This is a genomic window from Peptoniphilus grossensis, from assembly GCF_001940285.1.
Taxonomy (GTDB): Bacteria; Bacillota; Clostridia; order Tissierellales; family Peptoniphilaceae; genus Peptoniphilus_A; species Peptoniphilus_A faecalis.
Genome location: NZ_MJIH01000001.1, coordinates 602,386 through 614,839, shown reverse-complemented (window position 1 = coordinate 614,839; position 12,454 = coordinate 602,386). Strand labels below are relative to the sequence as shown.

Genomic DNA, 12,454 nt, shown 5'->3' with positions numbered 1-12,454 from the left:
TCTGTTATAATGTAGTAAGGAGGTTTTTATGGATAACAAATTTTTAATTATAGATGGAAGTTCGCTTTTTTTTAGGGCATTTTATGCTCTGCCACTTTTAAAAACTAAGAGGGGTCTTTATACTAACGCAATCTATGGCTTTGTAATGATGGTTGAAAATGCAATTGAAAAGATAAAACCGACTCATGTTGCTGTTTGCTTCGACATGAAGGGCAAAACTTTTAGATCCGAAATATATAAAGATTACAAGGGCACAAGGCAAAAAACTCCAAACGAACTTGAACAACAATGGCCTTTAGTTCGCGATATTTTAAATTACATGAATATTAAAATTTTGGAATCACCTGTTTACGAGGCGGATGATATTGCAGGGACTCTTTCTAAACTTGCGTCAGAAGAAAATTTTGAAACCTATTTACTCACTGGCGACAAGGACTATTTCCAACTAGTGAATGAAAATACAAAAGTCCTATTAACTCGCAAGGGAATTACTGAAATGGACATAATAACTGTGGAAAGCATTGAGAAGGATTATGGTATTGAGCCAATTGAATTCATAGATCTAAAAGCTTTAATGGGCGATCAGTCCGACAATATTCCAGGAATTTATGGTATTGGAGAAAAAACGGGACTAAAATTAATTCGCGAGTTTCACAACATCGAAAATCTTTACGATAATATTGAAAATGTAACAGCAAAAAAGCTTAAAGAAAAATTAATTGATGGTAAAATGTCTGCCTTTATGAGCAAAAAGTTGGGTACAATTGTAAAAAATGTGCCAATTGAAGAAAATTTAGAAGATTTAAAAAAAGTCGACTATGATTATGAAAAGCTTTCACAAATGTATCGTGAATTTGAGTTCAATTCAATGCTTGCAAGACTTCCCAAGGAATATCAAAAGGAAGAAGTGAAAGAAATCTCGGAAGATAATTTTAAATTTGAGGAAATAAAAAACCTAGATGAAGCTATAAAAAAATTCACATCAACAAGTCCTTTGCCTTTAAATTTATTACTGATGGAAAAATTTATGAAGATGTAAATCCAATTTATCTTGCAATAAAAGTTCCTGATGAAGTTGTGAATTTTATTTTATGGGATAATATTGATAAAAATAAATTAAAAGAAATCATGGAAGATGAAGACATAGAAAAACTTGGATATGAACTTAAAGAGGATATTATAATCTTAATGAGTCTTGGCATTGATATAAAAAATTATTGTCATGATGTTAAAATCGCCGAATATATTTTAAATTCTACAAAAAGTGATTATGATATAAATAAAATTTCTATGGATTATTTTAAAAAGGGATATATTGATCAAGATGATTTTTTGGGCAAGGGAGTCAAGAAAAAAACTTACTCTGAAGTGAAAAAAGAAGATCTATTTAAATATTTTGCCTTTGTGTTAAATTCAATTTACAAATTGGAAAGAGTGCAAAGGGACAAAATCGGCGAGGAAAACATGACTTCCCTATATGAAGATATGGAGCTACCTTTAGTTGAAGTTCTTGCCTCTATGGAGTATGTTGGCATAAACACTGATGAGGCAGTTTTAGATGAAATTGACGAGAAAATTTCATTAAAACTAAAGGATTTAGAAGAAAAAGTATATTGTGAAGCAGAAGAAGAGTTTAACATTAATTCTCCTAAGCAACTTGGCGTTATTTTATTTGAAAAAATGGACTTCCCAGTGATAAAAAAGACAAAAACAGGCTATTCAACTTCTGCAGATGTTCTTGAAAAGCTTCGTGGCGAGGGAGAAATTATCGACTATATTTTAGATTACAGGAAATTCTCTAAATTAAAGTCAACTTATATCGATGGTTTAAAAGCTGTTATAAACAAGAAAACTAATCGGATTCACTCAAGATTTATGCAAACAGTAACTGCAACAGGAAGAATTTCATCTACGGATCCAAATTTACAAAATATACCAATAAAAACTGAAGAGGGAAGATTAATTCGAAAGGCATTTTTGGCATCAAAGGGTTGTATGCTTGTAGATGCTGACTACTCACAAATTGAGCTTCGTGTTCTTGCGGCACTTTCTAAGGATAAAGAAATGCTTGATGCCTTCAAAGAGGGATTAGACATTCACAAAAAAACGGCATCAGAAGTATTTCATGTGGATTATGACGATGTAAATGCACTTCAAAGGTCTGAGGCAAAAGCAGTAAACTTTGGAATAGTCTATGGAATTTCTGATTATGGCCTTTCACAAAACTTAAATATACCAAGAAAAGCAGCAAAGGAATACATTGACAATTATCTTGGACATTTTGTTGGAATAAAAAATTATATGTCAGAAGAAATTGAAGAAGGAAAGAAAAAGGGTTATGTAGAGACGATTTTTAACAGAAGGAGATACATTCCTGAGCTTAAGGCAAAGAATTTTAATATAAGAAGTTTTGGAGAAAGAATTGCACTTAACACGCCAATACAAGGTTCAGCTGCTGACATAATAAAAATTGCCATGGTAAAAGTTTATAATGAATTAAAGAAGAGAAACTTAAAATCAAAATTGATAATTCAAATTCACGACGAGCTTGTAGTTGATGCAGCAGAGGGCGAAGTTGAAGAAGTTAAAAAAATAATGAAGGATTTAATGGAAAATTCTGTGGACTTGAATGTAAAACTTTCTGTGGATATGAATACAGGTGAAAATCTTTATGAATCAAAATAAAGTAATTGGACTCACAGGTTCTATTGCAACGGGAAAGTCTCAAGTTTCTAGATTTTTAAAGAATAAAGGAATAAAAGTTGTTGACGCAGATTTAATTGCAAGAGATGTGGCAAATTTTGAATTTGTAAAAAATAAGATTAAAGAGGAGTTTGGAGAAGATTTATATAAAGATGGAAACCTTGACAGAAAAAAACTTGCAGAAGTAGTTTTTAAAAATGGAAAAGCAAGGGAAAAGTTAAATCAAATCATGCATCCAGAAATTTATAAAGAGATAAAAAGACAAATTGAAGACTCAGATGAACTTGTATTTGTCGACATACCCCTGTTTTTTGAAAACGAAGATTTGAACAAAAAATATGGACTGAATTTCGATGAAATTTGGCTTGTCTATGTTGACAGAGCTACACAAATAAAAAGACTAATGAAAAGGGACGACATTTCAAGAGAATATGCAAAAGAGAAAATAAATTCACAGCTTTCAGTTGAAGAAAAAAAAGAAAAAGCAGATGTAATAATCGACAATAGAACAACATTAGATGAAACTTTTGCACAAGTAGATAGTAAATTAAAGAAGATGTGTTAAATTTAGCACATCTTCAAAGTTTTTAATTTAATGAAAAATTTACAAATCACAAAAATGACTTTACATTTAATAAATTCTTTGTTAAGATATAACTTGTTCTAGGGGTATAGTTCAGTTGGTAGAACATTGGTCTCCAAAACCAAGTGCCGTGGGTTCGAGTCCTGCTACCCCTGCCATTAATATTTAGCTGTACATTACCGTAACGGTTCAAACTAGCCATTCTTTCGAGAATGGCTTTTTTATTTCATCCCTATTTGACCATAATAACCTTGTTTTTTGATAAAATCCCACTTTTTATAGCACCTGTGAAAGGGCTTTAAATAGAATTTATTTTTTAATTTAAGTACATATTAATTGTGATTATATTTGTAAATGGTATTATTGTGTATTATTTTTATTAAAATGCAGTTGTTACGCAGATGATTGTAGCTTTTTAAAGATTTTTTTGATTAGAAGAGTCTAAAGCATTCTTCTTAAAAAAAAATTATAACTATGATATAATTATATATTATGAATTGGAGGTCAACATGAAAGAAAAATTACTTGAAATCAAAGATGAATCCATGAAACTTTTAACTAAAGCTAATACAATTAAAGAAATAGATGAACTTAAAGTTAAATATTTAGGAAAGAAGGGCGAACTTACTCAAATCTTAAAGGGGATGAAGGACCTTTCAAAGGAAGAAAGACCTATTATGGGAGCTCTTGCCAATGAAGTACGTGAAGATATTGAAAGGTCAATTGAGAAAAAAAAGGCTGAAATTAATGATAAGATTTTGGAAAAGAAACTTCACGATGAGAGAATTGATGTTACTTTAAAAACTGATGATATTTTCTTGGGACATAGACATCCTTTGAAGAAAACTCTTGAGGATCTTGAAGATTTATTTACTCATATGGGCTTTACTGTTTACGATGGTCCTGAAATCGAAACTGTGAAAAACAACTTTGATCTTTTAAATGCTCCTAAAGATCACCCTTCAAGAGATATGTCTGATACTTTTTATTTTGACGAAAATACAATTCTTAGATCGCAAACATCTCCTGTTCAAATAAGGGCAATGAAGGAACATGGTGCTCCAATTCGCATGATATGTTCTGGTAGAGTTTTTAGATCTGATGAAGTTGATGCTACTCATTCACCAATGTTCCATCAACTTGAAGGTCTTGTTGTTGATGAAAAAATTTCTGTTGCAAATTTAATTGATACTTTAAACTATTTTGTAAAATCTTTCTTTGGCGAAGATATGAGTACTAGATTTAGACCACATTATTTCCCATTTACTGAGCCAAGCCTTGAAGTGGATACAACTTGTCCAAACTGTGGAGGCAAGGGTTGCAAGTCTTGCAATTATACTGGATGGAGCATGGAACTTTTAGGATGTGGCATGGTTCACCCAAATGTTCTTAAAAATTGTGGGATTGACCCTGAAAAATATTCTGGTTTTGCCTTTGGTATGGGAATTGATAGAATTGCAATGGTAAGATATAAAATTACAGATATTAGAATGATGTTTGAAAACAACAAGAAGTTCTTGGAACAATTTTAAGGAGATAGAAATGTTATTACCGATTAAATGGCTTAAAGATTATGTTGATTTCGATTTTGATGTAAAAAAACTTGCAGATGGACTTTCCAATTCTGGATCTCATGTTGAATCAATTATCATCCCGTCACAAGGTTTAGATAAAATTGTAGTTGGACAAATTGAAAAAATTGAAAAACACCCAGATGCAGATAAACTTGTTATTTGCACTGTAAATGTTGGCGATGAAGTTTTACAAATTGTAACTGGTGCACCAAATGTTTTTGAAGGGGCAATAGTTCCCGTTGCACTTCACGGCTCAAGTGTTGCTGGTGGAGTTAAGATAAAAAGGGGAAAACTCAGAGGGGTTGAATCCAATGGAATGCTTTGTTCTCTAGAAGAACTTGGTTTTGAAAATTCAGTTATACCTAAGGAAGCAAGAAATGGGATTTTTATTTTTCCTGAAGGCACTGAAATTGGAAAATCTGCTTTGGAAACTCTTTTTATGGATAATGAAATTCTTGAGCTTGAGATCACACCAAATAGACCAGATTGTTTAAGTATAATGGGAATGGCTGTGGAAACTGCGGCATCCTTTGATCTAAAAACTAAACATAATGATGTAAATATAAAGAACGAAGTTGGAGATTTTTCTGAAAACTTTGACGATATAATTATTGAAACTGAAAATTGTAAGAGGTATTATTCAAAAATTCTTAAAAATATAAAGATTGGACCATCCCCACTTTGGATGCAGGCATATCTTATGCAAGCAGGAGTTAGACCAATTTCAAATATTGTCGATTTAACAAACTTTGTAATGTTAGAATACGGTCAACCTCTTCATGCCTTTGACTTAGATACATTAAAAAACAAAAAAATTGTAGTTAGAATGGCAAAAGATGGCGAAGAAACTGTAACCCTTGATGGCGAAACTAGAAAACTTACTAGCGACGATATTTTAATTACTGATGGCAGTGAAATTATTGGTCTTGCTGGAGTAATGGGTGGTCTAGATTCTGAAATTACAGAAAAAACTGTAAATGTGCTTTTAGAAGGTGCAAATTTTAATAAAGAAAACATTAGAAAGACTTCAAGAAGACTTAATTTAAGAAGTGAGGCTTCCTCAAGATTTGAAAAGGGAATTGATGTAAATCTTGCAAAAACGGCTGTTGGCAGAGTTTGTGAACTTGCAGAAATGTTAGGGATTGCTGAAGTTGTTGGAGGAAGTAAAGATGTTGGCTCTTTTTCAAAAGAAGAAAGGGAAATAAAACTCAGAAAAGAAAAGGTTAATGATTTAATTGGCGTAGATTTTAGCATGGATGAAATTTCAAATATTTTAAACAGACTTGAAATTGAAACTGATGTTAAAGATGATTATTTAATTGCAAAAATACCGAGCGTAAGACTTGACCTTGAAATTGAAGAAGATTTAATAGAAGAAATCGCAAGAATTTACGGTTACCACAATGTTAAACCTCAAAAATTAAGAGGAACATTAACTGTTGGAAGAAAGCCTAAATTTAGAAATGTGGAAGATAGACTTAAAAACCTTTTAATTGGTCTTGGATATTCCGAATTTATGACTTATTCCTTTGTTAGCCCATCTTCCTATAAAAAATCAAATTACGATGAAGATGAAAAGAATATTATAAAAATTTTAAACCCACTTGGAGAAGATTATTCAATCATGAGGACTACTATAGTACCTTCAATGATAGAGGCTCTTGCTAAAAATTATGCCAGAGGAAATGAAAATGTCGGTGGATTTGAAATTGGAAATACATTTTTTCCAACAGATGATGAACTTCCAGCTGAAAAGTTAAAACTTACAATGGGATTTTATGATTTAGGAGATTTTTATTACTTAAAGGAATCCATTGAAAAGATTTTATGGTATCTTGGGATAAATGAACTTGAAGTTAAAAGAAAAAAAGTGAGTTTCCTACATCCAGGAAGAAGTGCTGAATTTATTTTAAAGGGAGAAAGTCTTGGAGTATTTGGAGAGGTTCATCCAAAAGTTCTTGAAAATTATGGTTTGAAGAAAAAAGCCTATGTTGCTGAACTTGATTTTGATAAAATTGTTGAAAACACAATTGACAATTACATTTATAAAGAACTTCCAAAGTATCCAACTATGAAGAGAGATTTTGCTTTTGTAATGGATAGAGATGTTGATTCAGTTGAACTTGAAAAAATTTCCAGAAAACATGGTAAAGATCTCTTGGTATCCTTTAAGGTATTTGATATTTATGAAGGCAAAAATATAGAAGCTGGAAAGAAGTCTGTGGCTTTTTCACTTGTATTTAGAGCAGCAGATAGAACTTTAGAAGACAGCGAAGTTACAGAAATTTGTGAAAAAATAGTTGCTGAAATTGAAAGTGAAATTAAGGCTAAATTAAGATCCTAAGGAGGCTATTATGTCCGATGCAAAAAGAATCGAAGTTACAATTGACGGCATGAAATTTATTGTCATGGGAAGTGACAACGAAAAGTATGTTAAGGACCTTGCAGCAGATCTTGATGAAAAAATCAAAGAAACTGCGAAAAGTAATTATAAATTAAATCAAGTGCAGACTCTTGTGCTCTGTGCCTTAAATATTTTAGATGATTTGGAAAAAATGAAATCTGACAAAATGGATTTGGCGAGCATGGATGATGATAAGAGAGAAATCATCGAAAAAATGGAAGAAATTAAAGATTTAAAAAAACAACTTTCAATTTTTGAAGAAGAAAATAAAAAGGTTAATAAAAGTTTTAGAGAGCTTCAACAAAAATCTCTTGATGTAGAGGACAGAAATAGAAAGGTAAATAGAGATCTTCTTGAAAAAAATAAAGAAATTCTAGATTTAAAAGAAGAAATAAATAAACTTGAAGGAAACATTTCATCATTAGAAGAAAAAAACAATAGTGCATCGAGAAGAATAATTGATTTAACAAGAGAACTGGAAAATCTTTATGAAGAAAAATAAATATGAATTACTAGCACCTGCTGGTGATATGGCTTGTCTAAAGGCAGCTGTATCGGCAGGTGCTAATGCTGTTTATTTGGGTTATGATGAATTTTCTGCAAGGGCAAAGGCAAAAAATTTTAACAAAGAAGAATTAATTGAAGCAATAAACTACGCTCATCTTAGAAATGTAAAAATTTATGTTACTTTTAACATTTTAATTGCGGATTTTGAAGTAAAAAGAGCTATGGAAAGTGTGAAGATGTTATACGATATCGGTGTAGATGCGTTAATCTTACAAGATATTGGTATTGCAAGTGAAATACGTAAAAATTTTCCGGATTTTGAAGTTCATGCATCAACACAAATGGCTGTAAATAATTTTTATGGTGCAAAACTTTTAAAAAATATGGGATTTTCAAGAGTTGTACTTGCTCGTGAAACTCCAATTTTTGAGCTTGAAAAAATAAAAGAGTTAGATATAGAAGTAGAAACTTTTATTCATGGAGCACTTTGCGTTTCTTATTCAGGCGAATGTTTAATGTCATCTATGATTGGTGGCAAATCTGGAAATCGTGGCGAATGCGCTCAAGCTTGTAGAAAGTCCTATGAAATTTTAGATTTTAATGGAAACATAATTGGCAAAAGACTTTATTATATTTCGCCAAAGGATCTAAATACACTAGATGATGTTGCAAAAATTATAAAATCTGGTGGATATTCACTAAAAATCGAAGGGCGAATGAAAAATTCAGAGTATGTTTACACTGTTGTTTCGTCATACAAAAAATCTTTGGAGAACAAATTAACTTTGGAGGACAGAAAAGACACAGAACAAGTTTTTAATAGAGGATTTACCAAGGGACTTTTTAATGGCGACTTTGGAAATAATTTTATTTCATCAGACAGACCTGACAACAGGGGTGTGGAAGTTGGGAAAGTAATTGAGGTAACAAAAAATTTGGCAAAAGTTATTTTTGATGTGGATATTTACCAAGGAGATGGAATTGAATTTTTGTCCAATAAGGGAAGATTTGGAATGAGATCGGTAAAACTTTATACTGCCAAAATTCCTCACGAAATAAGTTTATCTAAAACTCCAATTTTAAATTCCAAAATAAATAGAACTTACTCGAAAAGATTATATGGAAAAGTCGATGAAAAAATTGAGAATTCTAATTACAAAAGAGATTTAGATGTGAATTTAAAGATAAAAATTGGAGAAAAGCCGACTATTAAGGTTAGATCAGGAGATCACAGGGCATTTTACGAGCTAGATAAAATTGTTGAAATTGCAAAAAAATCTGGGCTTAATAGAGAAAGAGTAATAGAAAATATTTCAAAGACTGGCGACAGCATTTTCAAAGTGAAAAACATTTCTATGGACTTAGACGAAAATGCTTTTCTTTCAATTTCTGCCATTAACGAACTTAGAAGAGAAGTAATTGGAATCTTAGAAAGCAAAATTTTAAAAGATTCCATAAATAGAGTTGAAATACAATATAACTTAGAAAATAAAAAAATAGAAAACAAAGATAAAAAAAGTAAAATTAAAATTTTCTTCAATAAGTTTAAGAATTTAGAAAAGTCTAATTTAGAAAATATTGACGAAATAATAATTAGAGCAAAAGATCTCAAAAAGTTTAGCGAAAAATACAATAAAGAAGTTTCAATATATCTCGATAAATTTTATTCTTACAATGAGCTTGAAAACTTAAGAGAATATCTTTTAAAAATCGATAATGTAAAGGGAATTTGGATAAATAATCTCTCCGAGTACTATATTTTTAAGGACGACGACATAAAAATAAATGGAGATATTGGACTAAATGTATTTAATAAACTATCGTTAGACTTTTTTGATAACTTGGGCTTTAATTCAATTACACTATCTCCAGAATTAAATAGTGGACAAATTCAAAAAATTATTGCCCTTTCTGATGCGGAGATAAATGTGATTTCCTACGGACGAGTGCCAGTTATGACTATGAAGCACTGTCCCTTCTCAATTATAAAAAATTGCGTTGACGAGAGAAATTGTCCAAGTTGTAAATTCAAAAATTATTTATTAAGAGACGAGAAATTAGTGGACTTTGAAGTGTTGAGACAGAATACTTTTACAGAAATTTTTAACTCTTATCCAATTTTATTAGACGCTTATGTAAAAAAACTTGTTGAAAACAATATAAGCCTGCTCCTCTTGGCAGATGAGTTCACAGACGAAGTAGTTGAACTTTATAAAAATTATGAAGAAGAAAACTTTAAAAGGATAAAAGAGAAAATAGAAGACAAGTACCGACAAGTAACTAAAGGACACATAAATAGGGGGATTGTCAGTGGATAATTCTTTTAATAGAGCATCTAAAACTTTGGAGTTTAACAAAGTTTTAGATGAACTTAAAAAACTTGCTAGTGCAAGTATTACAAATGAATATATCGAAGGTGTGGAAATTTCTACGGATTTTCACGAAGTAAAGGAGAGGCTAAATGAAACTAACGAGGCTCTTAAATTAACTTTGGCAAAGGGAGAACCGCAGCTTTTTGGAATTGTAAACATAAAAGAGATTATAAAGCGTGTTGAAATTGGTGGGGCTCTTTCTGCTGAGGCACTTTTAAAGGTTTCGGACTTTTTAAGAGTGTCAAGGGGATTGAAGACTTATCTTAAGAAGGATTCAAATAGCGGAGAAGAAATAAGCTTAAATTACATCGACAAATTAATCGAAGATTTGTACACAGAAAAAAGCCTCGAAGATGAAATAAATTCAAAAATTATTTCTGAAGAAGAAATTGCCGACGACGCTTCTCGTGAATTGCTTAGAATTAGAAGAGGTATTGTAGCAAAAAAGGATTCTATAAAAAATAAATTAAATGGAATTTTAAGTTCTCACGCAGATTTTTTGCAAGATGCACTTGTTACTCTTCGTGATGGAAGATATGTTGTACCAGTAAAAATAGAAAATAAATCTAGAGTAAAAGGTCTAGTTCACGACATATCTGGCAGTGGTCAAACTGCATACATTGAGCCAATGGCAGTTGTTGATGCAAATAATGAACTTAAAGAACTCTATGTAAAAGAAAATATAGAAATCGAAAAAATACTTAGAGAATTATCGGAATTAGTTGCAAAATCTGCCGAAGAGATTAAATCTAATCAGAGTAAACTAATTGAGTTAGATTTTATTTTTGCAAAGGCAAAACTTGCCATAAATTATCGGGCAAATATGCCAAAGCTAAATAACCAAGGAAGAATTAATTTAGTAAGTGCCTATCATCCTTTCTTAGACAGGAAAGTTGCAGTTCCCATTGACATAAACCTTGGAATTGACTTTTCCTCTCTAATTATTACAGGACCTAACACTGGAGGTAAGACTGTCAGCTTAAAGACAGTTGGACTTCTCTCGCTTATGACGCAGTATGGGCTTTTAATTCCAGCAGAAGAATCCTCTGAAATTGCAATTTTTGAAAAAGTTTTTGCAGATATTGGAGATGAACAGTCAATAGAACAGTCACTATCAACTTTTTCATCTCACATGGTAAATATCGTTTATATTTTAAAAAATGTTACGAAAAATTCCCTTGTCCTATTTGACGAATTGGGCGCAGGAACTGATCCAACAGAAGGTGCGGCACTTGCTAGGGCAATAATGGAGTTTATGTTAGAGAAAAACATTAGATGCATTTCTACAACTCACTATAATCAGTTGAAAATTTATGCACTTACAACAAAGGGAGTTGCCAATGCAAGTATGGAGTTTGATGTTGATAGTCTTTCTCCAACCTATAGACTTTTAATTGGTATTCCTGGCAAGTCCAATGCCTTTGAAATTTCACGAAGACTTGGACTTCCAGATGAAATTATAGATAAGTCGAAAAAACTTTTAAGTTCAGAGAATGTTGAATTTGAAAGCGTCCTAGAGTCAATTGACAAAGACAGAACTAAAATTAGAGAATATAAGGAAGAGCTTGAGAGAGAAAGGACTAAATTAGAAAAGGAAAACAAAAGATTAGAATCTAAGATTAAAAACCTAGAGGATCAAAGGGAAAAGATCCTAGAAAGATCTCGTGAAGAAGCAAAAAGACTGCTTCTAAATGCAAAAGAAAACGTAGATATAATTTTATCTGAAATAAATGAAGTTAGAGACAATATTAGCTCTGAAAATTCAAAGAGAATTCAAGAGGCACAAGATCTTTTGCGTGAAAGTTTAAAAAATTCTAGAAATAACTCTGAAATTGAAATAAAAAAAGCAGCCAACCCTATTAGAGAAATAAAAGTTGGCGATAAAGTTAGGACATCTCTCGGAAATATAGCCACAGTAGTTGAACTTCCTGATAACAAAGGCAATGTATTAGTTCAGTCTGGAATTATGAAAATGAAAATGCCTAAGGAAAGTTTAACTAGAATAGATGTGCAAGAAGATACAACTAAGCACAACACTAGAAAAATACTTAAAAATAAAGCCACAAATATTAATAGTGAAATAGACATTAGGGGCAGAAATTTTGAAGATGCAAGAGATATTGTGGATAAATATTTAGATGACGCCTATCTTTCTGGATTAAAATCAGTTAGAATAATTCATGGAAAGGGTACAGGCGTCCTTCGACAAAAATTGCGAGAACATTTTAGAAATATAAAGACTGTTAAATCTTTTAAAGATGCAGAGTACAATGAAGGTGGCGACGGAGTCACTGTGGTAACATTAAAATAA

General features: G+C 31.4%; 6 protein-coding genes, 1 tRNA gene and 1 pseudogene. All 8 read left to right on the top strand.

Going from position 1 to position 12,454, the window contains the following annotated elements; all coding sequences use genetic code 11:
* Positions 1-28 precede the first annotated feature (28 nt).
* Positions 29-2,685, top strand: a pseudogene (gene polA, locus BIV18_RS02925) (DNA polymerase I).
* Positions 2,672-3,268 (top strand): dephospho-CoA kinase, encoded by a 597-nt coding sequence (coaE, locus tag BIV18_RS02920; RefSeq protein WP_075659213.1) that lies wholly within the window; start codon positions 2,672-2,674, stop codon positions 3,266-3,268. The pseudogene polA and the gene coaE overlap by 14 nt, the downstream one beginning before the upstream one ends.
* Positions 3,269-3,368: 100 nt before the next feature.
* Positions 3,369-3,444, top strand: a tRNA-Trp gene (locus tag BIV18_RS02915).
* Between the two features lie 351 nt (positions 3,445-3,795).
* Complete coding sequence (gene pheS / locus BIV18_RS02910) at positions 3,796-4,818, top strand: phenylalanine--tRNA ligase subunit alpha (protein ID WP_075659212.1); 1,023 nt, start codon at positions 3,796-3,798, stop codon at positions 4,816-4,818.
* A gap of 10 nt (positions 4,819-4,828) precedes the next feature.
* Entirely contained in the window at positions 4,829-7,204 is a 2,376-nt protein-coding gene (gene pheT, locus BIV18_RS02905; RefSeq protein ID WP_075659211.1) for a phenylalanine--tRNA ligase subunit beta, read from the top strand.
* Between the two features lie 10 nt (positions 7,205-7,214).
* Positions 7,215-7,766: a cell division protein ZapA gene (locus BIV18_RS02900; protein ID WP_075659210.1), complete on the top strand. Its 552-nt coding sequence runs from the start codon at positions 7,215-7,217 to the stop codon at positions 7,764-7,766.
* The gene (locus tag BIV18_RS02895) at positions 7,753-10,089 is read left to right on the top strand and encodes a U32 family peptidase (RefSeq protein WP_075659209.1); all 2,337 of its coding nucleotides are present in this window, start codon (positions 7,753-7,755) and stop codon (positions 10,087-10,089) included. The genes BIV18_RS02900 and BIV18_RS02895 overlap by 14 nt, the downstream gene beginning before the upstream one ends.
* Positions 10,082-12,454, top strand: a complete 2,373-nt coding sequence (locus tag BIV18_RS02890) for an endonuclease MutS2 (protein WP_075659208.1) — start codon at positions 10,082-10,084, stop codon at positions 12,452-12,454. Before BIV18_RS02895 ends, BIV18_RS02890 begins: the two co-directional genes overlap by 8 nt.